Origin of the sequence: Asanoa iriomotensis, from assembly GCF_016862515.1 — a bacterium.
In the GTDB taxonomy this organism is placed as follows: domain Bacteria; phylum Actinomycetota; class Actinomycetes; order Mycobacteriales; family Micromonosporaceae; genus Asanoa; species Asanoa iriomotensis.
Genome location: NZ_BONC01000022.1, coordinates 1 through 26100, shown reverse-complemented (window position 1 = coordinate 26100; position 26100 = coordinate 1). Strand labels below are relative to the sequence as shown.

The following is a 26100-nucleotide window of genomic DNA, read 5'->3' as shown; positions in this document are numbered from 1 at the left end:
GGGCGAGCTCCCGTCCCACACCTCCCTGGGAGGTCGAGAGTGGATCCGGTACCTGTTCTGATCGTGGGCGCCGGCCCCGTGGGCATGGTCGCGGCTCTGGCGCTCGCCCGCCACGGCGTGCCGAGCGTGCTCGTCGACCAGAGTTTCGAGACCTCGGACCACCCGAAGCTCGACTACGTCAACGCCCGCAGCATGGAGTTCCTGCGGCAGCTCGGCATCGCGGACGACGTCCGTGCCGCCGGCGTCGCGCCCGAGCACCCGGCCGACGTGATCTGGTCGACGGGTCTCGCGGGCGGCCCGATCACCACCTGGAAGCTGCCCTCGGTGGCGGAGGAGCGCGCCCGGATCGCCACGCACGACGACGGCACCCAGCCGGTGGAGCCCGGTCAGCGGATCTCCCAGGTCGATCTGGAACCGGTCCTGCGTGGACACTGCCGGCGCGAGCCGCTCGTCGACCTGCGACCGGGGCTGCGGTTCGAGTCGCTCACCCAGGACGACGACACGGTGACCAGCGAGCTGGTCGACGTGCTCACCGACGAACGGCTCCCGCTGCGGTCCCGGTACGTGCTCGGCTGCGACGGCGCGTCGAGCCGGGTCCGCGGGGCGCTGGGCATCGGGGAGGAGAGCTTCGACGTCCCGGACCTGCCGGGCGCCTTCATGGTGCACTTCAAGAGCCGCGACCTGAGCACGCTGCACCGGCACGGCCGGTTCTGGCACTACTTCGCCTTCCGGTACGTGATCATCGCGCAGGACGAGGTCGACACGTGGACCGCACACGTCAACGGGCTGGCGCCGGCGGAGTTCGACACCCCGCCGGCCGACCCAGCGGCGTTCCTGCTCGACACGATGCGGGTGGACCTGAAGATCGACAAGGTGCTGCAGACCTCACGCTGGCGGCCCGGCTTCATGATCGCCGACCGGTACCGGGTCGGGCGGGTGCTGCTCGCCGGCGACTCCGCCCACCGCATGTTCCCGACGGGCGCCTACGGGATGAACACCGGGATCGGCGACGCGGTCGATGCCGCCTGGAAGGTCGCCGGCCTGGTCAGAGGCTACGGCGGCCCGGGCCTGCTCGACAGCTACGAGGCGGAGCGCCGCCCGGTGGGGCTGCGCAACCTGCGCACCTCGCACCGGCACCTGTCCGTGCACCTGGCCGCGGGCCGGATGCTGCGCGAGGGCGCGGCGCCCGCTGCCGTCGGATCCTTCCTCACCGAGTCGCGCGGCGAGAACGAGTACCGCGGGATCGAGCTGGGGTACCGCCACAACGACTCGCCCGTCGTCTGCCACGAGGACGCGCCGGAACCCGTGTGGACGCCGGCGGAGTACACGCCGACGACGTGGCCCGGCGGGCGCCCGCCCAGCGTGCTGCTCGACGGCGGCGGCTCGATCTACGACCTGTTCGCCGAGTCCTTCACGCTCGTCGACTTCGCCGGCGACGGGCGTGCCGCACCGCTGCTCGAGGCGGCCGCCGCCCAGGGCGCGCCGGTGAAGCACGCCGTGGTGCGCGACGCCAGGGCGCGTCGGCTATGGGAACGCGACCTGGTCCTGCTGCGGCCCGATCAGCACGTCGCCTGGCGCGGGAACGCGGTGGGTGCCGACCCGGCCGCCGTGGTCCGGCGCGTACGCGGTGCTTCCTGAGCGCCGGTTGACCTGATCCGCACGACCCGAGGGGCACCTCGCATGACGCGCTACGCCGCACTCGCCGGTCTGGGCAGCTACCTGCCGCCCCGCCGGGTCACCAACGAAGAGCTCGCCGGCACCTTCGACACCTCCGAGGAGTGGATCACCACCCGGACCGGGATCCGCACCCGCCACTGGGCGGCACCCGGCGTGGCCACCGGCGACCTCGCCGTCGAGGCCGGACACCGGGCGCTGAAGTCCGCGAACCTGCCGCTGGCGCCGGGCGCCGTGGACGCGGTCGTGCTGGCGACCACGACACCCGACCACCCCTGCCCGGCCACCGCACCGCAGGTCGCCGCGCGCCTGGGGCTCGGCACCGTCGCCGCGTACGACATCGCCGCGGTGTGTTCGGGGTTCGTCTACGCCCTCGCCACCGCGTCGGCCCAGATCGTCGCGGGACAGGCGCGGCGGGTGCTGGTCATCGGGGCCGAGACGTACTCGACCATCCTCGACCCGGCCGACCGCACGACGTCGGTCATCTTCGGCGACGGCGCCGGCGCGGTCGTGCTATCGGCCGTGCCCGACGCCGACCGCGCCGGGGTGCTGCTCGGTGTCGATCTCGGCTCCGACGGGTCGGGGCGGGACCTGATCCTGATACCGGGCGGCGGGTCGCGCGAGCGGGCCAATGGTGAGCCGGATCAGCGGGACCGCTACTTCACCATGCAGGGCACGAAGGTGTTCGCCGAGGCGGTCACCCGGATGGGCGGGTCGGCGTCCGCGCTGCTGGACCGGATCGGCTGGCCGACGGAGTCCGTCGACCACCTGGTCGGTCACCAGGCGAACATCCGGATCCTCAAGGCCCTGGCGCAGCGGCTGGGCCTGCCCGAGGAACGGGCCGTCGTCAACGTCGACCGGGTCGGCAACACCTCGGCGGCGTCGATTCCGCTCGCCCTGTCCGACGCCGCCGCCGCGGGCACCCTGGCCCCGGGGTCGCGGGTCCTGCTGACCGCGTTCGGCGGCGGCCTGACCTGGGGTGCCGCGGCGCTGATCTGGCCTGACCTGCACGTCGTCTGACCATTCATTCATTTCGCATTCGGAACGAGCAGAGAGGCAGACCGAACATGAGTACGCGCACCCGGCAGACCCTGACCGACGATCTCCTGAAGCTGATGACCGACCAGTACGGAGCGCCGGACGACATCACCGCCGAGACCTCCTACGACAGCCTCGACCTGGACTCGCTCGTCATGGTCGAGGTCGCCGTCGCGCTGAGCGGTCGCTACGACGTCTTCGTCACCGAGGAGGAGATGCGCGACGCCGCCACCATCGCCGGCACCGTGGCGATGCTCGAGGCCAAAGGCGTCCAAGCCTGAACCAGGCTCGCGCGTCCTGAGCCACCGACCTGGAGGACACATGCAGCAGCCCGGCTCGTTCGCGGACCTCGTGGCACTCGGGCCGTGGGAGACCCTGCCGGCGGTCCAGCAACCGGAATGGCGTGACCATCCCGCGTACGACGAAGCCTGTCGCTTCCTGGCCTCGGCGCCGGCGCTGGTGCCGGCGACGGAGATTCGGCAGTTGCGGGAGGCGTTGGCGAACACCGACGCCCTCCTGCTCCAACTCGGCGACTGCGCCGAAAGCTTCTACGAGTGCACGCCGCGGCACACGTCGGAGAAGCTGAAGGTCATCGACTCGCTCGGCGACCGGCTCGCCGCGCTCAGCGGCAGGACCGTCGTCCGGGTCGGCCGGCTGGGTGGACAGTTCGCCAAACCGCGGTCCGCGGCCACCGAATGGTACGAAGCCGTGCGGATACCGTCGTTCCGCGGTCACATGATCAATTCGGACATCGGCACGTCGGAGACGCGCAAGTCCCATCCCCGCCGGATGGTGTGGGCGTACGAGGCCAGCGACCTCGTGCAGCGGGTCGTGCGGACCTACCGGCAGGGCGACGGCCGCGCGGTTCCGGCGGACGGCCCGTGGTCGAGCCACGAGGCGCTGGTCGTCGACTACGAGTCCCGGTTGATCCGGCGAGAGCCGGACTCGGGCGATCGCTACCTGGGCTCGACCCACCTGCCGTGGGTGGGCGAGCGCACCCGTCAGCCGGACGGCGCGCACATCGCCATGCTCGCGTCCGTGGTCAACCCGGTCGGATGCAAGATCGGGCCGAGGGCGAAACCCGAGGAGGTCCTGGCGGTCTGCGCGGCGCTCGACCCGCGGCGCGAGCCCGGTCGGCTCGTCCTGATCGTGCGGATGGGCCGGGACCGGATCGCGGAGGCACTGCCGCCGATCGTCCGCGCCGTGGCCGGCGCCGGGCACCCGGCGATCTGGCTGAGCGACCCCATGCACGGCAACACGGTGAAGCTGCCGACCGGACTGAAGACCCGCTACCTGGGCGACATGACCACCGAGGCCGTCCGGTGCCGGGAGATCCTCGACGCGCACGGGCAGCGCGCCGCCGGTCTGCACATCGAGGTCGCGGCGGAGGACGTGACGGAATGCGTCGGTGGACCGGTGGAGGACGAGGACGACCTCCAGCGTTTCTACACGTCGCTGTGCGACCCGCGGCTCAACCCGCGGCAGGCCGCCACCCTGATCGAGGCCTGGTCGTCGGGCACTACCTGATCGAGTAGTGCACAACTACCCACGCTCGACCCCGGCCGGTGTTGCTCTTGGCGAGGCCCGCTGGCGATGATTCCGAAGGCAGGCTGCACTGCCCGCAGTATCGACTGCCGTCCATACACCAACCCTACCTACTGATAGGTGAGTGTCCGGATGTCGAGCAAGGTCGAGGAGCCGCAAGCAGAAAGCATAGTCCTGGCGCGTACGCCGGATGACCCCGTCTGGGTCTCGGTGTCGTCGTTGTTACCAGGCGACTCGCCGCGGCTGGCCGGGGAGAATCCCGAGCACGTGCTGCTGCTGGTGGCGGTGCGGGAGCTGCCGCCGATCGTCGTGCACCGCGGCACGATGCGGGTGATCGACGGGATGCACCGGTTGCGCGCGGCGAAGCTCCGCGGCGACGAGACCATCCCCGTCACGTTCTTCGACGGCGACGACGCGGCGGCGTTCCTGCACTCGGTCGGCGCCAACATCACGCACGGCCTGCCGCTCTCGTTGGCCGATCGGGAGTCGGCCGCCACCCGCGTGCTCGAGTTGTATCCACAGTGGTCGGACCGGGCCGTCGCCACCGCGACCGGACTGTCGCCCACCACGGTGAGCTCGATCCGGCGTCGCATGGTGCTGCCCGCGGGGCTCGACGGCGCCAGGGTGGGCCGGGACGGGCGCGTCCGCCCGATCGACGGATCGTCGGGGCGGCGACGGGCCAGCGCGGTCATCGCCATGAAGCCCGACGCGCCGTTGCGGGCCATCGCCGAGGAGGCCGGCGTCTCGGTCGGTACGGCGCGGGACGTCCGGGCGCGCCTGCAGGCCGGCCACGACCCGGTGCTGCCGCTCCAGCGCGGCCCCGCCGACCGGCGGCCGCCGGTGGGCGACGAGACCGGGACGCAGCCGCGCGGCAGGACGGTCGGCGCGCGGCAGAACGTCCAGTGGCCGTCGGTGCGGGGCAACCTGATCAAGGATCCCGCGGTGAAGTACGCCGAGAACGGGCGCGCGTTCGTCCGCTGGGTCGACGCACACGTCGTCGAGCCCACGCAGTGGGGTGAGCTCATCGGCGCCGTGCCGCCCCATTGGCGCAAGTCCGTGGCGGAGCTCGCCCGGTCGTGCGCCGGAGCCTGGCTCGCGCTCGCGAACGAGCTCGAGGAGCAGGAATGACGTCCACGGTGGACGGGCCGGCCGAGCGGGTTCCTCGGCCGCGCCCGCCGGACCGGCCGTGGAACCTGATCGTCGTCGGCGACGGGTCGGTCCTGGTCGGACTGTGTCCACTATGGCCGGCCGTCGTCGCCGTGCCGATCTCACCGCGCGTGGAACGCACCGAGCGTTCGTAGCCAGCCGTCAGCATCCGTAGCACGGGGGAGACTACGTGACCACGATAGATACCAAGCCGGGCAACAACGCCCCGGCGGCGCCACCCCGGAAACTTCTCGGGCACCTGATGGAGCTGCTGGAGAAGCGGCTGCACGAGTTCTTCCGGGCCGAGCGGGAACGGCGGTCCAAGGCGTACAGCCAGGCCGCGGACCTCGTCGGATCGGTCGCCGACCTCGTCGGTGCCGGCGGCAAGCGGGTCCGCCCGGCGTTCTGCCTCAGCGGCTACCTGGCGGCGGGCGGCGACCCGGAGGACCATCGGGTCCTGCGGGCGGCGGTGGCGTTGGAGCTGCTGCACGCCGCCGCGTTGATCCACGACGACATCATGGACGCCGCGACCCGCCGGCGGGGTGTGCCCACCGTGCACGAGCGGCACTCGGCGACCCACCGGCTGTGCGGCTGGCGCGGCGAGGACCGCCGCTACGGCGAGGGCGTCGCCGTCCTGGCCGGTGATCTGGCCCTGGTGTACGCCGACCAGTTCATGGCGGCCGCCCCGCCGCTGGTCGACGCGCTCTGGGCGGAGCTGCGGACCGAGCTGATCGTCGGGCAGTTCGTCGACGTCCACGTCGCGGCCGCCGCCGAGTTCCCGGTGGACCCCCAGTTGGCGCGGTGGATCGCCGTGACGAAGTCCGGCCGCTACACGATTCACCGGCCGCTCGAGCTGGGCGCGGCGATCGCGGGCCGGCCCGACCTGAGCGACGCGTTCGAGGCGTACGGCTCGGCGATCGGCGAGGCGTTCCAGCTCCGCGACGACCTCATCGACGCGTTCGGCGACGGTCAGGTCAGCGGCAAGCCGGACGGGCTCGACCTCGCCCAGCACAAGATGACCCTCCTGCTGGGTGCGGCCATGCAACGCGACCTCGGCATCCGTGACCTGGTCCGCGCGGGCGACGCGGGTGCGGGCCGGCTGCGCAGCCGCTTGCGCGAGACCGGCGTGCGGGTCGACATCGAACGACACATCGACCAGCTCGTCGACGACGGCTGCCGGGCCATCGCCCAGGCACCGCTGGCGGCGGGCTGGCGGGAAGAGCTGATCGAGATGGCCCGGCTGGTCGCCTACCGCGACCGCTGACGATCCCTCGTGAGGGAGACAGGAACATGAGCGGAAATCAACCGGGCAGCGTGCTGCCCGTGCTCGCCGCGGACCGGCTCGTCCCGTCGCGCTGGCAGACCGTGGTGGGTCTGGTCCGCATCTCGAAGGTATCGGTCTACCTGCACTTCTTTCCGTGGACGCTGGCCGCGCTGCTGGTGAGCCCGGCGGCGCTCGCGCGGCCGGGCGCCGTGCCCGCGCTGGCCCTGTTCCTCCTGTCGTCGGCCGGCATCGTGGCCCTGACGGCCACGGTGGACGATCTCGTCGGGCTGCGCAACGGCAGCGACGCGGCGAACTACACCCGACCCGGGTTCCGCCGGGACATCCGCCGCAAGCCCCTGCTCAGCGGGGCCATCTCGGAACGCCAGGCGGTCGTCTTCGCGGTGGTCGCCGGCGCCTTCGCCGCGGTCACCGGCGTCGCGGCGTTCGCCGCGCTCGGTTGGGACGTGCCGCTCTCCGCCGTGGTCATCTTCGTCGCCTGTGCGGTGCTGGGTCCGCAGTACTCCGGGGGCCTGCGGTTCAGCTATCGTCTCGGCGGCTCGGAGCTCCTGCTCGGGGTGGGCACCGTGGGCGGGTTCCTGTTCCCGTACCTCGCGGTGGAGGGCCGCTGGACGTCGGTCGGCGTCCTGCAGGGCGTGCTGATGGGCCTGTGGCTGGTCATGCTCGTCTCCTGCTCCAATGTGGGCGATCGCGACGGTGACGCGGCGGTCGGCCGGCGCACGCTGCCCGTCGCCGCGCCTATGTGGGTGGTCAAGGGCGCGCTGGTGGCCTACCTGGTCGTCTCCGTGACGACGATCGCCGCGCTCGCCACGTCGCCGACGATGCCCTGGTGGACGGGCGCGGCCCTGGTGCCGGCCACCGCGCTGCACGCCGCCCAGCTCTACCTGGCGATCGCGCGTGACCGCTGGCGCACCGCGCGGGTCGCCGCGTTCGTGGCCTACGACCTCGGATTCCTCGGCCTCGCCGTGGCCAACCTGTTCGCCGGATAAGGAGCTTTCGGCATGGGACGTTCCCCTTTCCACATCGGCAATGTCTTCCACTGGCACGCGGAACGTGGCCGGCAGACCGTCGTACACCTGGATCGGCCTTTGGACGTCGCGCCCGATTCCGGCACCGTGTACGACGGCGCGGCGCTCGCGACGACGGTGGACCGGCTCGCCGACTGCCTCTACGCGGCGGGGCTGCGCGCCGGCGACCGCGTGGTGGTCGCCAAGGACAACCACTACGACATGCCGTTGCTGGCGGCGGGTGCGGCACGGATCGGCGCGCTGCCGGTGATGCTCGCCCCGATCGCGTCGGTGGAGACGGTGCGGGCGCTGATCCGGCGTGCGCAGCCCGCGGTCGTGGTCGCCGGCAGCCGGCTGCTGCTGGACGCGGGCCCGCTCGCCGATCCGAACGTGCGGACGATCGCGGTGGGCGAGCCGGTCGCCGGCACGTTGTCCCTCGACGACCTGCGTGACGGCCGCCGAGCCCCGGTGCGGATCGGCGGGGCCGACGAGCCGATGATCTCCACGCACACGTCCGGCACCACCGGCGTCCCCAAGCTGGTGCTGCACACCGCCAACACGGCCATCGGGCGGTTCCCGGCGCGGATGGAGCGGTGCCCGATCCCGTTCCTGACCACCCGGCACAGCGACGTGACGGCCGCCGCGGTCTCGTTCGCACACATCCGGGTGATGGCCTGGACCGCCTCGCAGCTCAAGATGGCGCCACGCAAGGTGGTGGCGATCTCCGACCCCGGGCTCGCGACCGTCGAGCGGATGGTCGACCAGCACCGGCCCACGATCATGGAAGCGCTGCCGAACATGTTCCAGCGCTGGGAGGAGCTCGTGGCGCGGCGGCCGGAGCTGTTCGCGCAGACGCGGCTCTACGTCACCACCTTCGACGCCGTGCACGCCCGCACCGTCCGCACGTTCCTCGACGCGTCCTGCCGCCGATTTCCGGTGTGGGGGTGGGGACTCGGGCAGTCCGAGGTCACCGGCATCATCGTCAACCTGTTCACCCGGCGCACGGTGCGCGCCGGCGACACCCGTGGGGACCGGACCAACATCGGGTGGCCGGCGGCGGGCGTCCGCGTGCGGGTTGTCGACCCGGAGACCGGGCGGCGGCAACCGCGCGGCAAACCGGGGCTGTTGATGGTGAACACCCGTGCCCGGTGCCTGGCCTACCTCGGCGAGAGTGACCGCTACGAGGCCAAGTCCGAGGGTCCATGGTGGAACAGCGGCGACCTCGGGGAGCGGATCGGGTTCGGGCGCATCCGGCTGCTCGACCGCGAGGTCGACATGATGCCCGGCAACAGCTGCATCGAGCTGGAGAACGTCCTGCTGGACCGGCTGCCGGCGGCGGTGGACGTCACCCTGCTCGCCCAGCCGGGCCAGCCGCCGGTGCCGGTCCTGTGCATGCGGGACGGCACGCTCGATCCCGAGGACTGGGCCCGCGCCGTCGCCGGCCTGCCCGAGCTGGCCGAGCCGCGCCTGGTGCCGTGGGCGGACGTGCCGCGCACCGCCACCTGGAAGGTGCGCCGCCTCGCCCTGCAGGAGCAGGTGCTCGGCACCGCGCGGGCGAGCGGCACCGGCCGGTGGACCTGACCTCCCCAACCCTTCGGCGAAAGTAGGCTATCGATGGACTGGCTTCCACCGGCGATCTTCGACCTGCCCGACGTGGCGTCCGCGGTCTCCGAGCCACGCGACTTCCGCAACTTCTGGTTCTGGACCATCGTCGTCGGCCTTGGCACCTTCTGGGCGTTGGCCTATGGGCTGGCGATCCAGCGCGCGTTCGTGGACAAGTTCGTCGGCATACCGGTCGTGGTCGTCGCGATCAACTTCGCGTGGGAGTTCGTCCACTCGATCGTGATCGACCAGGAGCCCGCGCAACGGCCGGCCAACTTCGCCTGGGTCCTCATCGACATCGTCATCGTCATCCAAATCATGTTCTGGGGACACAAGGACTTCCCGTCGCTGCCCCGCAAGCTGTTCAAACAGCTCTTCTGGGCGCTGGTCGTGATCGCCGCGATCGAGCTGTTCCTGTCGGCGCGCGAGTTCCGGGACATCCTCGGCATGTACAGCGGCTGCCTGCTCAACGTCGGCATCAGCGCCGCGTTCATCGTGACGCTGGTCAAGCGGCGGTCGTCGGCGGGACAGTCGCTCTACGTCGGGATCTGCAAGATGATGGGCTCGCTCCTCGCCGGCCTCAACACGCTGATCATCTTCCCGGACCGCCACCTCGTGCTGTCCTGGTTCGTGATCATCTTCGTCCTGGACGTGATCTACATCAGGATGATCTACCGGCAGATCCGGGCCGAAGGTCAGTCGCCGTGGGCGCTCAACCGCCCGCGGGTGTTCCCGCCGGCCGAGCTGCTGGCGGCGGGTCGCGAGCGGGCGATGGCGGCTTGACGGCCGCCCGGCTCGTCGTGGGGGAGTGGCCCGGCCGCCCGGGCCACTCCGGCGAGCTTGTCCGGGTTGAGGATCGTGTAGATCCCGCTCACCTCGTCGCTGTCCGTGGCCAGCTCGAGCACCAGCACCGCGTACAGGTCGTGACCGGCGAACAGCAGCGCCGCCGGGTCGCCGTTGACGTGCGCCGGCCTGACCGTCAGCGGCGGCAGGCCGTCGACGTTCAGGCTGATCAGGCGCACCACCTTCGCCCGGCCCTCGATGACCCGCAGCGCCGCGGGGCGGCGCCCGCCGCCGTCGGTCAACAGCCGCACGCCGGGGGCCAGCACCTCCAGCAGCATGTCGACGTCGCCGCCGAGGGCGGCGTCGAGGAAGCGCTCGGTGGCCGCCCGGACCTGCTGCGGGCGCGCCGGGCGACGCGGCCGGCGGTCGCGCACGTGCCGGCGTGCCCGGTGTGCGAGCTGGCGGATCGCCACCGGGGTCCGGCCGAGCAGGTCGGCGATCTCCGTGTGGGGGTAGCCGAACGCCTCGTGCAGGACGAACACGGCCCGCTCCAAGGGCGTCAGCGTTTCCAGGACGACCATCACCGCCAGGGACACCGACTCACCGCGGACCGCGGGGTCCGTGGCGGGCGCGCCGGTCAGGATCGGCTCGGGCAGCCACGGACCGACGTAGCGTTCCCGGGACCGCCGCGCGTCGCGCAGCCGCGCCAGGGCGGCGTTCACGGCGATCCGGACGAGGTATGCGCGTGGGTTCGCGACCTCCGCACGCCGGGCGGACGCCCAGGAGACCCAGGTGTCCTGCAGGACGTCCTCGCTGTCCGCGACATTGCCGAGCAGGTTGTACGCGAGAGAGAAGAGCAGGTCGCGTTCGTCGAGGAACAGTGCGGTCGCGTCGTCCGTCGCACCGTCACCCATGGCCACTCCTCGTTTCGTGGTGTGACGTGCCAGGCATTTCGCGGGCGGATGTCACACCGCGGCGATCCACCACATCGTAGGCACGTCGAGACAAAGCGACCCCGAGGGAGTGAGACCCATGCTGGAGAAGCTGTCGCGGCTGTTGCTGCGGCATAGCCGGACGGTCCTGGTCTTGGCCGTCCTGCTGGCCCTGGCCGGCGGCGCGGCCAGCGTGACGCTGTTCGACAAGCTGACCGCCGGCGGTCTGGCCGACGCGGGTGCCGAGTCCGGGCGGGCGGCGGCGGTCCTGGACGCCGCGGGTCAGGGGCCGCCCAACCTGACGTTGGTGGTCAGCGCGCCGCAGGGGGTCGACGACGCCGCGGCGGTGCGCGCGGGTGGTGCCCTGAGCGAGCGGCTCGCCGGTGAGCCCGATGTCGGCAACGTGACCTCCTACTGGACTGCGGGGCGGCCGCCGCAGTTGCGCAGCCATGACGGCACCAAGGCGCTGGTCGGCGCCACGGTCCGGGGTGACGAGACGACCGTCAACAAGGTGCTGGCCGACCTGGTGCCACGCTACGAGGGAGCCCACGACGGCCTCGACGTCCGGGTGGGCGGCTCGGCGATGTTCTGGAAGGAGACGACCGAGATCAGCCAGGCGGACGGCGCCAAGGGCGAGGCGCTCGCGTTCCCGCTCACGATGATCGTGCTGGTCGTCGTCTTCGGCGCCATCGTCGCGGCCCTCGTACCCCTGTCGGTGGCGTTCGTGTCCATGTTGGTCGGTCTCGGCGTGTTGTGGCTGGTCGCCTCGGTGACCGACCTGTCGGTGTTCGCGGTCAGCGTGGTGACGCTGCTCGGGCTCGGTCTGGCCATCGACTACGGCCTCCTGATGATCAACAGGTACCGGGAGGAGCTTTCGGGTGGTCGCGACGCCCCGGACGCGATCCGCCGGACGATGGTCACCGCCGGTCGCACCGTGGTGTTCTCGGCCGTCACCATCGTCCTGGTCCTGTCCGGCCTGGTGCTGATCCCGCTGCCGGCCGTGCGCAGCATGGGCTACGGCGCGATGATCACCGCCATCCTGTCGGCGCTCGGCTCGATCACCGTGCTGCCCGCACTTCTCGCGGTGCTCGGCCCGCGGATCGAGCGTGGCCGGGTGTTCCGCCGGCGCGCGTCCGTCGGGGGCGTCGACTCGGGTTTCTGGCACCGCCTCGCGACGTTCGTGATGCGCCGCCCGCTGCCGGTCGCCACCCTGGTGATCGCCTTCCTGCTGTTGCTCGGCGCGCCGTTCCTGGGCATCCGCCTCGGGATGCCGGACGAGCGCTCGATGCCGGAGTCGTCGCAGGCGCGGCAGGTGACGACCCTGATCCGGCAGAACTTCGACGGCGCGGAGCTGAACACGCTGCAGGTCGTCGCGACCCGGGCCGAGTTCGCGTCGGTCGGCGCGTACGCCTCGCAGCTTTCGGAACTGCCCAACGTCGGCCGGGTGGACACGGTCAGCGGCAGCTACGTCGACGGCGCGGTGGCCGCGCCGGCCGGACCGACGCACCAGCGTTTCGCGATCGGCGACGGCGTCTACCTGTCCGTGGTGCCGTCCACCGCGGACGCGGACGACGCCCTGCACCTGGTCGAGGCGGTGCGGGCGGTGCCGGCACCGTTCCCGGTCCTGGTGGGCGGCGCCGCGGCGGTCAGCGTCGACACGACCGACGTGCTGATCGACCGGCTCCCGTGGGTGCTGCTCCTCGTAGCCGTCACGATGGTGATCCTGCTGTTCCTGCTGACCGGCAGCGTCCTGCTGCCGTTCCTGGCCCTGCTGCTGTCCGCGCTGAGCCTGACCGCCACCTTCGGCGCACTGGTGTGGATCTTCCAGGACGGCAACCTCGCGGGCCTGTTCGGCGGCTTCACGGTCACAGGCACGATCGCGTCGACGATCCCGGTGATGCTGTTCGCCCTCTCGTACGGGTTGGCGATGGACTACCAGGTATTCATGCTGTCGCGCATCCGCGAGGAGTACGAGCGGACGGGCTCCGGCACGACGGCGGTGGCGGTGGGCCTGGAACGCATCGGGCGCATGGTGACCGCGGCCGCCCTGGTCATCTCGATCGTGTTCCTCGCCTTCACGGTCTCGGGCATCACCTACGTCAAGGCGTACGGCATAGGCCTGCCCCTAGCGGTCCTGATCGACGCGACCCTCATCCGCGGCGCTCTGTTGCCGGCCCTGATGCGCCTCGGCGGCCGAGCGACCTGGTGGGCACCGGCACCGTTGCAACGCCTGCACAGCCGCTTCGGCCTGCGCGAGACCGACCCGCCGGGCGTCCCGACCGCGTCGGCGGTGTCGGTGCGCTGAACCACTTCGATACGGCGAGCTGTACGCATGTGCGTACGGCTCGCCGTGCTCGTGGGATGAGGTCAGACGACCATGCCGTCTGCGGCGCAGCCCACGCCTCGTCGTCGAGCAGGGCGTCCCGGTCTGGGCGCCAGTTCGCCGGGATGATCGCGGCGAGCCGCGAGCCGCGAGCCGCGAGCCGCGACCCGTGCGGGCCGCGACCCGTGCGGCCGCGATCTGCGATCCGTGAGGGCCGCGATCTGCGATCCGTGAGGGCCGCGATCTGCGATCCGTGGGGGCCGCGATCTGCGATCTGCGATCCGCGGGCCGCGGGCCGCGAGCCGGGAGCCGCCCGTCGGGAGCCGCGAGCCCCGAGCCGATTGCGGTGCTGCACGGCAGGTTCGCGCGGTGTGCGATGGACCCGCCCGGTGTCCCGATCGCGGCGGTGGTCTTGGTGCGCGGAAACGCGGCGAGCTGTACGCATCTGCGTACAACTCGCCGCGCTCGTGGTGTCAGGTCAGTTGACGTCGAAGACGACGACCGTGCCCTGTGCGGCGTAGCGGACGCCCTGGTCGTCGAGCAGGAACGAGAGCAGGGCGTACCGGCCCGGTGCCAAGTTCGGCTGGATGATCGCCGCGAGCGGTGAGTCGATGACCGGCATGCCCTGCGGCAGCAGGCCGACGAAGGGCAAGCTCGGCGGCGGCTGACCGTTGTCGACCGCCTGGAAGAACTGCGCGATCTCCGCGGCGGTCACGTTGGGTCCGACCGGGCGGATCACCGCCTCCTGGATCCGGCCCGAGAGGTTGGCGACCAGGATCGGTGCCCCTTGCTGCATCGTGGTGGGTGCCAGGTAGCGCGGGCCGTCGGGCGTGTCGATCATCGAGACCGTCGCGCGCGGCACCGGTGGTGCGCACGGTGCCCAGTGGGTGGTCGCGGTCAGCGGTCGGAAGCCGACGGCGCCGTTCGGGTTGGCCAGGATGTCCCGGTAGTTGATCAGGTAGTACGTGCCGGGCACCAGCGTCTGCGTGAACGTTGCCGGGCGGCCCACTATCGCGGCGACTCCGCCGAGCAATGTGGACTGGGCGTCGACCGCGATGCCCGCCTCGACCCGCTCCTGGCCCTGGCCGGCGAAGGCCACCCGCAGCAGCCCCACGAAGTCGTCGATGTCGACGCCCTCGTCGAGCCGGAACAGCCCCAGCACGATGCCGGTCGGGTCCGCGGTCGTCACCTGGAAGGTGCGCACCCCCGACGCGACCGAGGCGGGCGAGGTGAAGGTGTCGGCGCCGTCGACGACGGGGACCACCTCGCACTGCGCATCGCCGGTGCGCGCCGGGGCGGCTTGGGCCGCCGCCGGCGCGACGAAGGCGCCCGCCGCGACCGCCACCAGGAGCGCGGCAGCGGCCCGGATTGCCGTCCGCATATTTACCTCCGTATATTGGATTTCTTTGATCCATCCTTGCCTGGACGATCTGCGCGCGGCAATGTCGGCACGGGTAGTATCGACTACTCGATCAAGTAGTGGACCTCGGCAAACCCCGCCGGTTAATCTCCCTGCAATCCGCCAATCTCGCTTCTGATCCGCGAAATCGCGCGCGATGGAGCGCGGCCGCCTCGCGGCTGGCTGATCGAAAGGAGAAACGTCCGATGACGATTCTGGGGCGGATCGGCCGCCGGCGCCTGCGCGCCGCGGCGGCCGTCGCCGCGACCGCGGCCCTGGTGGCATCGCTGTCAGGCGCCGTCAAGGCAGCCCCGGCGGCGCCGACCTTCGACCTCGACAACGGGAACGCCCTGATCGGACTGATCTACCCGCGGTTCGACACCGTCGCACGCGACGAGCACTTCGGGCGTCCCATGTTGTACGGCGGTGACAGCGCGCTGCTGATCGAGATGCCGTGGTTCGATGCCCTGTCGCCGTACCACCCGACCGCCGTCGGCATCTTCTCGGACCTCGGGCGCCGTCCGGCGGCCGAGCACACGACGAGAAACAAGAACATCGCGGTCATCTATTCGGCTTTCACCTCGCTCAACTTCGTATTTCCCCAATACAAGGCGACGTGGCTGGAAATGATGTCGGTAGCGGGTCTAGACCCCGACATCACGGCCGCCGACCCGACCACTCCGAGCGGCATCGGAATTCTCGCCGCGAAGAATGCGATCGCGTCCCGAAAGCACGACGGCAGCAACCGCTACGGCGACGAAGGCGGCCGCAGGTACAACCAGCAGCCGTACGCGGACTACACGGGCTACCAGCCGGTCAACACGGCGGACCAGCTCCGCGACCCGTCCCGCTGGCAGCCGAACACGGTGCGCAAGCGCGACGTCTACACGGTCCAGGATTTCGCGACGCCGCAGTTCGGCCGGATGAAACCGTTCTCGTTCCAGAGCCCCGACCAGCTCCGGGTGCCGCGACCCACGGACAGCAACTATTTCCTCAACCGCAAGGCGTACAAGGCACAGGCCGACGAGGTGCTCGCGGCGTCGGCGGGCCTGGACGACCGCAAGAAGATGAGCGCGGAGCTCTTCGACGACCTGGTGCGGCCGTACGGCGCCGTCGCGGGCCGCATCGTCGTGGGCGGCAACCTCAGCACCGAGGACAGCATCCACTATGTCGTCACGGGCGCGATCACCGGAATCGATGTCACGATCGCGTCGTGGTACTACAAGCGGAAGTACGACTCGGTGCGCCCGTTCAGCGCCATCCGCCACCTCTACGACGACAAGAAGGTGACGGCGTGGGGCGGCCCGGGCAAGGGCACGGTCAACGACATCACGGGAGCCGAATGGCAGGGCTACCTGAGCACGCTGTCGATCGGTTCGCCTGAGTACCCGTCGGCACATGCCGCGCTGTGCTTCTCGTACGCGCAGCAGGCACGCCGCTTCATCGGCACGGACTCGCTGGGCATCTTCGCGCCGGTCCTGAAGGGCTCGTCACTCGTCGAGCCGGGCACCACCCCCGCCGCGGACATGACGTTGCAGTGGCCCAGCCTGACGGCGTGGGCGGACGACTGCGGCAAGAGCCGGGTCTGGGGCGGCGAGAACTTCCCGTCGTCGGTCGAGGCCGCGGAAGCTTACGGGACGAGGGTCGGCGACCTGGCCTACGACTACGTCCAACGCAAGCTGCACGGGGGCTGACCGCCGCCGCACCACACCCAGGCTGCCGATGGAGCGTTCCCCCGACCCTCCATCGGCAGCCTGCCGCCAGAGCGGCGGCCAGGCGGGAACGGGTCCTAGCGGAGCTCGTCGGCGCGGTCGACGAGGTCGGCCAGCTCGCGGACCGCGGGGTCTTCGGTGCGGTCGGCGGCCCGGTCCGCGATCCGCCGTAGGTCCGCGAGTGGGATCGCGTCCTCGCCGCCGCGCAGCGACTCCGCCAGATACGCCGCCACGTAGTCGACCGTGAAGCGCGGCGCCGCAGCCTCGAAGCCGCGGTCCACGTCCGAGACCGTGACTGTGTGCGCGGCCTCCGCCGGGTTGCGGGTGGCCGGGTCCAGCCAACGAACCCGCACCGCGGCCACCGGCGCGCCCAGGTCGACGTCGCCGGCAAGGCGCACCGCGTAGAGGGCCGTCACGCTGTGACCCGGGCCCACCTCGCCGCCGTCGACCGCGTCGTTGCGGAAGTCCTCGTCGGCCACCGCGCGGTTCTCGTACCCGATCAGGCGGTAGTCCCGGACCGTCCGCGAGTCGAACGTCACCTGGACCTTCGCGTCCAGCGCGCGCACCTCGAGCGTCGCCGGCAGCTTGTTGACGAACACGTCCCGGGCCTGCGACGGCTCGCTGACGTAGACGGCGAAGCCGTCGCCGCCGTCCGCCAGCCGCTCCATCAAAGCGTCGCCGTAGTCGCTCCCAACACCCACGCCGAGCAGGGCGATCTCCTTCGCCGCCTCCTCGCGCACCTGGCGCAAGATTGTGTCGGCGTCGGTCGAACCGGTGTTGGCCAGGCCGTCCGAGAGCACGATCACCCGGTTGGACGTGCCCTCCCGGAAGCCGTCGCGGGCCACCCGGTAGCCGACGTTCAGGCCCGCCGCGAGGTTCGTGCTCGCGTCCGGGCGCAGCCGGTCGATCGCCGCGTGCAGGTCGGCCTTCTCGGAAACCCGGGTCATGTCACGGAGTACGCGGGCCTCGGAGCTGAAGGCGACGATCGCCACCGCGTCCGTCGGGCGCAACTCGTCGACCAGCGTGTGCAGCGCGTCCCGGACCAGGTCCAAGCGGCCCGGCTCGGCCATCGAGCCCGACACGTCGACGACGAACGTCAGCGAGGCGTCCGGTCGGCGCGCGGCGGTCTCCGAGCGGGTCTGCAGGCCCACCCGCATCAGGCGCACGTCGCCGTCGGTGCGGTGGGCGGCCGGCGGGCGGGAGCCGTCCGCGAACACGGCGAAGCCGTCCCCGCGCGGCTCCGGGTAGTCCTGGTCGAACGCGTTGACGAACTCCTCCGGCCGGACCATCGTCGGGTCCGGGAGGTTGCCGTCCTGGATCACGCGACGGGCGTAGCCGTAGGAGGCCGTGTCGACGTCGACCGCGAATGTCGACTGTGGATCCTCCAGCGGATTCCGGTCGGTGCCGCCCTGTGCGAGGCCCGCGTTCGGGGCCGACGCCTCGCGGCTCGTCGAGTCACCGCCGCCGCCGGCCGAGCAGCCGGCCAGAGCCAGCAGCATCGAAACCGCCGCGACGCGTACCATCGTGCGCCTCATCGTTTCCTCCCCGCTCTCATGTCCTCTTCATTGGACAGACGGGGTACGCGCAAAGCTCCTGTCGTGGCCGAGCCGTTGCCGAAGCGCGACAACCGTGATCGTGGCGTGTCCTTCCGTGATCGTGGCGAGTCGCCGCCGAGACCGTTACGCGTCCGCGCCGAGACCTTGACCCGCGTTGGTACGGTGCGACGCGTGAGGCGAACCGGACCCGTCGTCGCCGCCGCCCTGCTCGCGCTGGGCACTCTCGTGGCGTCGTCCGCCCACGCCCACCGGCCCGCACCGGCACCCGCACCGGTGATCGAGGTGACTCCGGGCAGCGGCGCGGCCGGCCTCACCCTCACGATCGGCCCGCTCGAGACCGACCCCTGCGACCCGCGAATGTGAGATCCGCCCCGCACGGGATGGCCGGAGGCGGTGCGCCTTGTTGACGAGAACGTGCCGGATACCGACGTCGTCGTCATCGGAGCTGGGCAGGCGGGCCTGTCCAGCGCGTACCACTTGCTGGGTTCAGGTCTGACCCACGTCGTACTGGACGCCAACCCGGCGCCCGGCGGCGCGTGGCAGCACCGCTGGCCGACCCTGCGGATGGCCACCGTGCACGGGATCTTCGGCCTGCCCGGGATGCCCTTCGACCCGCCGGATCCGCGGGAGCGGGCCGCCGACGCCGTGCCGGCCTACTTCGCCGCCTTCGAGCAGAGGTTCGGCCTCGACGTGCGCCGGCCGGTGACCGTGTCGGACGTGTCAGGAGAGACCGACGGCCGGCTGCGCGTCGAGACCGACCACGGCACCTGGCGAGCCCGGGCGTTGATCAACGCCACGGGCACCTGGACGCGCCCGTTCCTGCCTTACTACCCGGGCGCCGAGACGTTCCAGGGCCGGCAGTTGCACACCGCCGACTATCGCGGCCCGGCCGAGTTCGCGGGCAAGCGGGTGGTGGTGGTCGGCGGTGGGACCTCGGCGGTCCAGATCCTGCTGGAAATCGCCGCCAACGCCCGGACCATCTGGGTCACCCGGCGCGAGCCCGTCTTCCGGGAAGGCCCGTTCAACGAGGAGTACGGCCGCGCGGTGGTCGCCAAGGTCGAGGAGCGGGTGCGGGCCGGGCTGCCGCCGCGCAGTGTGGTCAGCGTCACCGACCTGCCGTGGACTCCTGAGCTGGCGGCGGCGCGGGAGCGCGGCGTGCTGGTCCGCCGACCCATGTTCGCGCGGATCGTGCCCGACGGCGTGGTCCGGCCCGACGGGACTCATGTGCCCGTGGACGTCATCCTCTGGGCCACCGGCTGGCGGGCCGCCCTGGACCACCTGGCGCCGCTGCGGCTGCGCGGGCCCGGCGGCGGCATCGTGATGGACGGCACCCGGGTGGTCGCGGACCCGCGGATCCACCTCGTGGGGTACGGCCCGTCGGCGAGCACGGTCGGCGCCAACCGCGCCGGTCGGGCGGCGGTGCGGGACCTGCGGGCCTTGCTAGCCGACCCGGGCGTGGCCGGCGGTGCGGAGCAGGAACTCGGCGTTGCTGCCGGTGCGGGTGAGCTGTTCGAGCAACTGCGGTAGGGCCTGCGCGGTCTCCCGGCCGGCCAGCGCGCGGCGCAGCAGGTGCACGGCGGCCAGCTCGTCCGGCGGCAGCAGCAGGTGCTCGTTGCGGGTGCTGGACGCGTTGAGGTCGACGGCTGGGAAGATCCGCCCGTCGGCGCTGGCCCGGTCGAGGGTCAGCTCGGCGTTGCCGGTGCCCTTGAACTCCTCGTAGATCAGCGTGTCGCCACGCGAGCCGGTGTCGATCAGCGCGCTCGCGATGATGGTCAGCGAGCCGCCGCCGTCGATGGCACGGGCCGCGCCGAGCAGCCGCTTGGGCGGGGCGAGGGCAGAGGCGCCGACACCGCCGGAGAGGGTACGGCTGTTGTTGCCCGAAGCGGTGTTGTTGTAGGCGCGGCCGAGCCGGGTCAGCGAGTCCATCACGACGACCACGTCGCGGCCGAGCTCGACGAGGCGCTTGGCCCGCTCGATGGCCAGCTCGGCGGTCGCGGTGTGGTCCTGGGGCGGCCGGTCGAACGGCGAGGCGATGATCTCGCCGCGCACCGAGCGGCGCATGTCGGTGACCTCTTCGGGGCGCTCGTCGACGAGCAGCATCATCACGTGGCACTCGGGGTTGTTGCGCAGGACCGACTGGGCGATCGCCTTGAGCACCAGGGTCTTGCCGGCCTTGGGCGGCGAGACGATCAGCGCCCGCTGGCCCTTGCCGATCGGCATGACGAGGTCGATCACGCGGGTGGTGAGCACCCGGGGGTCGGTCTCGAGGCGCAGCCGCTCGCTCGGGTGGACGGGCGTGAGGTCGTAGAAGTCCGGGCGGCGGCGGGCCAGCTCCGGGTCACGGCCGTTGACGGTCTCGACGGTGTCGACCGGGCGGGGCCGGTCCTTGCTCGCCTTGCCGCGCTGTGCCTTGCCGCGGCTGTCGCGGTTGTCGTCGGCGCGCAGGGTGCCGACGACGCGGTCGCCGGGGCGCAGGCCGAGCCGGCGGACCAGCGGCGGCGGCAGGTAGGCGTCGTTGGGTCCGGGAGCATAGCCCTGGGTACGCAGGAAGTACTGGTCGCCACGCTGGTCGACGATCCCGTCGACGGGATCGTGGCCGGTGGGTGTCTCTTGTGGATCGATGGGGGTAGCGCGCACGCGCGTCTCCTTGATGGGTGTCCCCGTCTTCGCTGATGCGGGGCGGTTGGTCAATCGGGCGGTGCCTCGATCATGAATGGGCCTCCCCGGGGGGCAGCAGAAGGCTGCACGGCATCCGCGGGGGAACGGCCTGGCTGAACGGTAGCGCGCCGCCGCAACCCACTGCAAGCACCCCGGGGAGATCCCCTACGGGTGGGGCTGGCACCACCGTTGATCCGGACGGCCACCGGATCGTGCCGGCGTGTCGCCAAACCTAGCGTCGATGCCATGACCGTGACGACTTCCCCCTCGCCGGTCGCCACTGTTCTTCCCGCTCGGGAACGGGCCATCGACGGCTTGCGGGCATTGGCGATTCTCGGTGTCGTCTGTGGACACTGGTTGGTCGAAGGACTCAGCCCCGGGCCCGACGGAGGGCTGGTCGTCGACAGCCCGCTGCGGGTCGCCGCCTGGCTGGCGCCGCTGAGCTGGGTGCTGCAGATGCTCGGCCTGTTCTTTCTCGTCGGCGGGTACGCGGCGGGCCAGAGCCTGACCCGCTGGCGGGCCGGCGGAGGGACCGACCGGGCCTGGTTGCGGCGGCGGCTCCTGCGGCTGGCGTGGCCGGTGGTCGCCGCGGTCGCGCTGGTCAGCGCCGCCCTGCCGGTGGCGGCGCTGGCCGGTGTGGCGCCGGCGACGTTGCGCACCTGGGCGGTGCTGCTGGTGCAGCCGTTCTGGTTCATCGGCATCTACGCGGTGGTGACGGCGCTCACACCGCTGGCGATGCGGCTCGACCGGCGCTGGGGTTGGACGGCGGCGCTGCCGATGGCGGGGGCGGTCGCGGTGGTCGACGTCGCCCGCTACGGGCTGCACCTCGTGCCGGACTGGGCCGGTTATCTGACGGTCGTACCCGCGTGGATGTTCACCTACCAGCTCGGCGTGGCGTGGGCGCGCGGCGGGATCACCCGGGCCACCGCGTGGCGGCTGCTCGGCGGCGGCGCCGCGCTGTTCGTGGCGCTGTTGGTGGTCTTTCGCTATCCGGCGAGCATGGTGACCGTGCCGGGCGCGGGCCGGTCCAACTCGAACCCGCCGTCACTGCTCGTGCCGGCGCTCGCGGCCGTCCAGTCGGGCGCGGCGATCCTGCTGCGGGACCGGTTCGACCGGCTGCTGCACCGGCACGGCGGTCTGTGGACGGTGGTCGCGGTGCTCAACCTGTGCGCGATGACGATCTTCTGCTGGCACCAGACGGCGCTGGTCGGCGTGTCGGCGTTCGCGGCGTCGCTGGGCCGGTTCGCGGGGCTGACCGACGCGCCGCTGGCCGGCGGGTGGGTGGCACAGCGGTTCGCCTGGTTCCCGGTGCTGGCGGTGGCGCTCGGCCTGCTGGTCGTGCTGGTGCGCCGGTTCGAGCGGCCGGCGACGGTGGTCACCGCGCGCCACCGCGCCTTCGCCGTCACGGCGACGGCGGTCTTCACGGCGTACCTCATTATGGTCTATTGATTCAATTCGACGGCGTGCCGCCGCCTTCCGAAACTACGCTCCGTGTTCTCATGGGCACGTTGTGTGGACCTTCGGGAGGTCTGGATGGCGCGTTGGTACGCGGCGTTGATGGCGGTCGTCCTGCTGGTCGCGCCCGCCTCGCCCGCACTGGCCGGTCCGCCTGGGTCGGCGCCCGGGGCTCTCGTCTGGATGCCGGCGGGTGACGGGATCTTCTCGGTCGACGTGGGCGCGCGGACGGTCCGTTGGCGGTCGTGCGCGGTCGACACCGGGCGGGTCTACAACCCCGGGATGCGCGTGGCGGGTGGTGCCGCGGTCGGGCGGATCACCTTCGAAGGGCAGTCGTTCCGGTATCGGGTGCCGTTGGTCGGTCGTTCGACGGGGACCCTGGAGATCGGGCGGCGGACCTTGAGCGGGCCGACGGTGACCAGCCCGCAGCCGCCTGTCTCCTCGTCCTTGGGCCGGCGCCTGCTTCCGTTGGCGTCGCGGCTGCAGGCGATCGTCGATGCCGCGCCGGTCACCGCGGGCGTGTCGGTGCGCGACCTGTCGGGCCGGTTCGGCGAGCAGCAGGTGTCGGTTGCCGGCCGGTTCCGCCCGAAGGCGGCGAGCGTGATCAAGCTGTGGGTGCTGGTCGAGTTGATGCGCCGGATCGACTGCGGGCAGGCCGCGTACCCGGACACGGTGTTGGTGTTGCCCTCTGACGTCGTCGGCGGCACCGGCGAGTTGCAGCACGAGGACTTCCCGCAGGAGGTGACGCTGTTCCGGCTGGCCCAGTACATGATCAAATACAGCGACAACACGGCGACGAACGTGCTGATCGACTATCTGGGCGGCTTCGCGCCGCTCAACGCGCTGATCGACTCGATGAACCAACGGGAGACGGTGCTCGGGCGCAAGATGCTCGCGACGCCGCCGCCGGAGAACTACACGAGCCCGGACGACGTGATCTCGCTGCTGGGCGCGGTCTGGTCGGGCCAGGTGCTCGGCCCCGTGAACCGCGACCTGATGCTCAGCTTCATGCTCGAGCAGACACTGAACGGCAAGATCCCCGCGGCGCTGCCGTCGGGGGTGCCGGTCGCGCACAAGACCGGCGAGCTGACCGACGTGTCGCACGACGTGGGTTACTACCTCATCCCGGGTACGGAGATCGCGGTCGCGTTCCTGACCGCGGGCCCGGAGCCGTTGGGCGCGGCGACGGTGCGTGAGTTGGCGCGAGCGGTCTACGACTACATCGAGCAGCCGCCGCCGGTGGGCGCACTACCGATCACGGGCGGTCCTCTACTCCCGATGTCGTACGCGGGCGGCTTCCTGGTGCTGTTCGGGGCGTCGTTGATCGTTCTGTTCAGGCGATCCGGCTCTAGCACCGCGTTGGCTTGCTGGCTCAGGCGCGCGTGCACGCTGTTCCGCGCTGGTGGTTGTTGAGCGACGCTGCGGCGTGGAGTCGAAGCCCTTCGGCTCTGGCCCCGCTGTCGGTGGCTGTGCTCGCCCGCGGTGCCTGATGCGGTACCCGGCGAATCGGTGCTGGTGGTGGTCCCGCTTCAGGCGTAGAGGGGGCCGGTCAGGTATTTGAGGCCGCTGTCGACCTGGACCGTGACGACGCTCCGGCCTCTGGCGGCGACCTGCCGGGCCGCAGCGAGATTGGCGCCGGTGGAGGGGCCGCTGAAGATGCCGTGTCGGCGTGCGGCTTCGCGGGCGGAGGCGAACGCCTCAGCGTCGGGGATGGCGACGACCTCGTCGAAGTCGTCACGGGTGAGCTGCGGCGGCCAGTAACCGACGCCGCCGCCCTCGATGTGGTGGGTGCCGGCGGCGCCGCCGGAGAGCACGGCGGACTCGGCCGGCTCGACGGCGACGCGGTGGAGGTCGGGCAGGCGTTGCTTGATCGCCCGGGTGACACCGAGGAAGGCGCCGGCGGTGCCCACGTACCCGCAGAATGAATCGAAGCTTTTCACCTGCTCGAGGATCTCCTCGCCCATCCGCCGGTAGCCGTCGGTCATGTCGGTGTTGTTGAACTGATCGGTCCAGAACGCGCCGGTCTCGTCGGCGATCTCCTTAGCCCGCGCGACCATCGCGGGGATGAGCCGCGGCGTGATCCCGTCCGGGCTGTGGATCAGCTCGACGTCGGCCCCGAACGCCCGCATGGTCCTGATCTTCTCGGCCGCGAAGGCATCGGACGACACGATCTTGAGCGGGTACCCCTTGACGGCGCAGACGAAGGCGAGCGACGACCCGGTGCTGCCGCCGGTGTACTCGACCACGGTCTGCCCCGGCAGCAGCCGCCCGTCCCGCTCGGCGGCCTCGATCATGGCCAGGGCCATGCGGTCCTTGTACGAGCCGGTCGGGTTTGCGGCCTCGACCTTGACCCACACGGGCCCGCCGCCAAGCTCGACCGCCACGAGCGGCGTGTTCCCGATAGCGTCCAAACCGCCCATGAGCCCCTCCCGCCCCACCGACCGAGCCTGACACTACGGACCACGCTGCACGCCGGACACCCCCGATGCGCTACTCTGTAGCGGCTGCCGAGGGGGTCGCAACACCCTGACCGGCAACGGGACGTGGCGCAGCTTGGTAGCGCACTTGACTGGGGGTCAAGGGGTCGTGGGTTCGAATCCCGCCGTCCCGACAACGAAGAAGCCCTGACCATTGCAAACGCGGTCAGGGCTTCGATTTTCTTCTATTCCATGACCGCGACTTCTGCTCCCGCGACCGCCGCCCGGTCCCGGCCGGGTCGCAGCGGATCGGCGACGAACCCGCCGCCGCCGTTCGGCTGCCGCCATCCGGCTTCGCCCGTGAGCACGGTCCCGCCTGGCTGAACGGCGACGGCGCTTGGGATGACCTCGGAGCCGTCGACCTTCAGCCGGTCCACCCGCTCTGCGCGGTCTGGTGCCTGATCGTGAACCGGCGACAGGGCACGTATGGCCGCGCCAGCCGCATGTGGACCGTCCAGCTGGGACTCTTGAGCCGGCGAGGAGCGGGCTACTCCGTACGTCGCGCAACAACTATCGTGGGCATGTGACCAACGACGCGGCCGCTGACAGCGGCCCCCGCCTTGACAGTTCGGTGCCGCACTCCGCGCGCGTGTGGAACTACTGGCTCGGCGGCAAGGACAACTTCGCCGTCGACCGTGCCGTCGGCGACCAGGTACGCACCGTCTTTCCAGGCATCGTCGACGCGGCGCGGTTTTCGCGGGCGTTCTTGCGTCGTGCCGTCACCTTCATGGCCGGTGAGGCCGGCATCCGCCAGTTCCTCGACGTCGGCACCGGCCTGCCGACCGCCGACAACACCCACGAGGTCGCACAGCGGATCGCGCCGGAGGCGCGCATCGTCTACGTCGACAACGACCGATACCTGTCGGGTAGTATGCACACGTGGCTAGGTCTCCTGAAGGGAGCTACGCGTGGCACTCGGCGCGGGGTTCGTGCGGGTCAGCACTGGTAGTCAGGACGAGGCGTCTCAGATCAAGGTGATCGAGGGTGACGCCGTTGAGCGCGGTGTCACGATCGTCAAGTGGTTCCGGCTTCATGGCTACTCGGCGAGTCATGGGACGCAGGAACCGGCGTTGCGTGAGATGATCGCGGACATTGCGCGTGGCGACTACTCTACCGTGATTGTCACCGAGTCGTCCCGGCTGGACCGGCGGGACGATTTGGACGCTCAGGCTGAGATCCTGCTCGCTATCCGCTCCGCTGGCGGCGACGTGATCTCCATCAGTGAGCCGCAGTTCGGGCGGACCGATTTCGCGGGTCGTGTCGTGACGCTGGTGGCGCAGCACGCGAATGCGGAGAAGTCCAAGACGGTCAAGCGGACGACGTATCGCGGGATCATGATGATCCGCGACAACAAGGCGCATCATGGGCCGCTGCCCGCCTTCTGGGCGACGGAAGGTGTGCGTTACGCCAAGCAGGCGTGGTGTGAGGACCCTGCTGCTGTGGTGGACATCTACGAACGTGTCGCTAGCGGCGAGTCCCTTTTGAGCGTGGGGCGGGCCTACGACCTGTAC

General features: G+C 71.2%; 21 protein-coding genes, 1 tRNA gene and 3 pseudogenes. 19 read left to right on the top strand and 6 right to left on the bottom strand.

Annotated elements, in window-relative coordinates; genetic code table 11:
* Positions 1-39 precede the first annotated feature (39 nt).
* The 10 genes from Air01nite_RS17200 (at position 40) to Air01nite_RS17155 (ending at position 10077) form a co-directional block, all read left to right on the top strand.
* Positions 40-1638, top strand: coding sequence for an FAD-dependent monooxygenase (locus Air01nite_RS17200; protein WP_203703482.1), 1599 nt, complete (start codon positions 40-42; stop codon positions 1636-1638).
* Between the two features lie 42 nt (positions 1639-1680).
* Positions 1681-2694: a beta-ketoacyl-ACP synthase III gene (locus Air01nite_RS17195; RefSeq protein ID WP_203703481.1), complete on the top strand. Its 1014-nt coding sequence runs from the start codon at positions 1681-1683 to the stop codon at positions 2692-2694.
* 47 nt (positions 2695-2741) lie between these two features.
* Positions 2742-2993, top strand: a complete 252-nt coding sequence (locus Air01nite_RS17190) for an acyl carrier protein (protein WP_203703480.1) — start codon at positions 2742-2744, stop codon at positions 2991-2993.
* Positions 2994-3033: 40 nt separating this feature from the next.
* Positions 3034-4239, top strand: coding sequence for a 3-deoxy-7-phosphoheptulonate synthase (locus Air01nite_RS17185; protein ID WP_203703471.1), 1206 nt, complete (start codon positions 3034-3036; stop codon positions 4237-4239).
* 150 nt (positions 4240-4389) lie between these two features.
* Positions 4390-5385 (top strand): ParB/RepB/Spo0J family partition protein, encoded by a 996-nt coding sequence (locus tag Air01nite_RS17180; protein ID WP_203703470.1) that lies wholly within the window; start codon positions 4390-4392, stop codon positions 5383-5385.
* On the top strand, positions 5382-5558 hold the full coding sequence (locus tag Air01nite_RS17175) for a hypothetical protein (protein ID WP_203703466.1): 177 nt from the start codon (positions 5382-5384) through the stop codon (positions 5556-5558). The genes Air01nite_RS17180 and Air01nite_RS17175 overlap by 4 nt, the downstream gene beginning before the upstream one ends.
* Before the next feature lie 35 nt (positions 5559-5593).
* Entirely contained in the window at positions 5594-6667 is a 1074-nt protein-coding gene (locus tag Air01nite_RS17170; protein ID WP_203703465.1) for a polyprenyl synthetase family protein, read from the top strand.
* Positions 6668-6693: 26 nt separating this feature from the next.
* The gene (locus Air01nite_RS17165; RefSeq protein WP_203703464.1) at positions 6694-7674 is read left to right on the top strand and encodes a UbiA family prenyltransferase; all 981 of its coding nucleotides are present in this window, start codon (positions 6694-6696) and stop codon (positions 7672-7674) included.
* 12 nt (positions 7675-7686) lie between these two features.
* Positions 7687-9273, top strand: a complete 1587-nt coding sequence (locus Air01nite_RS17160; RefSeq protein WP_203703463.1) for a class I adenylate-forming enzyme family protein — start codon at positions 7687-7689, stop codon at positions 9271-9273.
* A gap of 33 nt (positions 9274-9306) precedes the next feature.
* Entirely contained in the window at positions 9307-10077 is a 771-nt protein-coding gene (locus Air01nite_RS17155) for a transmembrane-type terpene cyclase (protein ID WP_203703462.1), read from the top strand.
* Here the strand turns inward: Air01nite_RS17155 and sigJ are convergent.
* Positions 9990-10991, bottom strand: coding sequence for an RNA polymerase sigma factor SigJ (gene sigJ / locus Air01nite_RS17150; protein WP_203703461.1), 1002 nt, complete (start codon positions 10989-10991; stop codon positions 9990-9992). The genes Air01nite_RS17155 and sigJ overlap by 88 nt on opposite strands.
* Before the next feature lie 118 nt (positions 10992-11109).
* Here sigJ and Air01nite_RS17145 point away from each other — a divergent pair, with 118 nt between their 5' ends.
* Positions 11110-13314, top strand: a complete 2205-nt coding sequence (locus Air01nite_RS17145) for an MMPL family transporter (protein ID WP_203703459.1) — start codon at positions 11110-11112, stop codon at positions 13312-13314.
* Positions 13315-13810: 496 nt separating this feature from the next.
* On the opposite strand, the gene Air01nite_RS17140 is transcribed toward Air01nite_RS17145, so the two are convergent.
* Entirely contained in the window at positions 13811-14713 is a 903-nt protein-coding gene (locus tag Air01nite_RS17140) for a hypothetical protein (RefSeq protein ID WP_203703457.1), read from the bottom strand.
* 224 nt (positions 14714-14937) lie between these two features.
* Here Air01nite_RS17140 and Air01nite_RS17135 point away from each other — a divergent pair, with 224 nt between their 5' ends.
* Entirely contained in the window at positions 14938-16425 is a 1488-nt protein-coding gene (locus tag Air01nite_RS17135; RefSeq protein WP_203703455.1) for a vanadium-dependent haloperoxidase, read from the top strand.
* 95 nt (positions 16426-16520) lie between these two features.
* On the opposite strand, the gene Air01nite_RS17130 is transcribed toward Air01nite_RS17135, so the two are convergent.
* Entirely contained in the window at positions 16521-17978 is a 1458-nt protein-coding gene (locus tag Air01nite_RS17130) for a vWA domain-containing protein (protein WP_203703453.1), read from the bottom strand.
* Between the two features lie 192 nt (positions 17979-18170).
* On the opposite strand from Air01nite_RS17130, the gene Air01nite_RS17125 reads away from it, so the two are divergent.
* The gene (locus tag Air01nite_RS17125; protein ID WP_203703451.1) at positions 18171-18362 is read left to right on the top strand and encodes a hypothetical protein; all 192 of its coding nucleotides are present in this window, start codon (positions 18171-18173) and stop codon (positions 18360-18362) included.
* A 30-nt stretch (positions 18363-18392) separates the two neighbouring features.
* A pseudogene (locus tag Air01nite_RS17120) lies at positions 18393-19355 on the top strand (FAD-dependent oxidoreductase); the annotation flags it as partial.
* Between the two features lie 89 nt (positions 19356-19444).
* On the opposite strand, the pseudogene rho reads toward Air01nite_RS17120, so the two are convergent.
* Positions 19445-20588, bottom strand: a pseudogene (rho, locus tag Air01nite_RS17115) (transcription termination factor Rho); the annotation flags it as partial.
* 315 nt (positions 20589-20903) lie between these two features.
* Between rho and Air01nite_RS17110 the strand changes: the two are divergent.
* Both Air01nite_RS17110 and Air01nite_RS17105 read left to right on the top strand, forming a co-directional pair.
* A complete protein-coding gene (locus tag Air01nite_RS17110) occupies positions 20904-22106 on the top strand; it encodes an acyltransferase family protein (RefSeq protein ID WP_203703449.1) in 1203 nt (400 codons plus the stop codon).
* Positions 22107-22190: 84 nt separating this feature from the next.
* Entirely contained in the window at positions 22191-23525 is a 1335-nt protein-coding gene (locus tag Air01nite_RS17105; protein WP_203703447.1) for a serine hydrolase, read from the top strand.
* 116 nt (positions 23526-23641) lie between these two features.
* On the opposite strand, the gene Air01nite_RS17100 is transcribed toward Air01nite_RS17105, so the two are convergent.
* Positions 23642-24532, bottom strand: coding sequence for a PLP-dependent cysteine synthase family protein (locus tag Air01nite_RS17100; RefSeq protein WP_203703445.1), 891 nt, complete (start codon positions 24530-24532; stop codon positions 23642-23644).
* Positions 24533-24649: 117 nt separating this feature from the next.
* On the opposite strand from Air01nite_RS17100, the gene Air01nite_RS17095 reads away from it, so the two are divergent.
* Positions 24650-24723, top strand: a tRNA-Pro gene (locus Air01nite_RS17095).
* 51 nt (positions 24724-24774) lie between these two features.
* On the opposite strand, the gene Air01nite_RS17090 is transcribed toward Air01nite_RS17095, so the two are convergent.
* Entirely contained in the window at positions 24775-24966 is a 192-nt protein-coding gene (locus Air01nite_RS17090; RefSeq protein WP_203703443.1) for a hypothetical protein, read from the bottom strand.
* A gap of 146 nt (positions 24967-25112) precedes the next feature.
* Here Air01nite_RS17090 and Air01nite_RS17085 point away from each other — a divergent pair.
* Positions 25113-25442 (top strand): annotated as a pseudogene (locus Air01nite_RS17085) (SAM-dependent methyltransferase); the annotation flags it as partial.
* 55 nt (positions 25443-25497) lie between these two features.
* Positions 25498-26100, top strand: a 603-nt coding sequence (locus Air01nite_RS17080) for a recombinase family protein (protein ID WP_203703442.1), incomplete at its 3' end; no start/stop codon positions are given.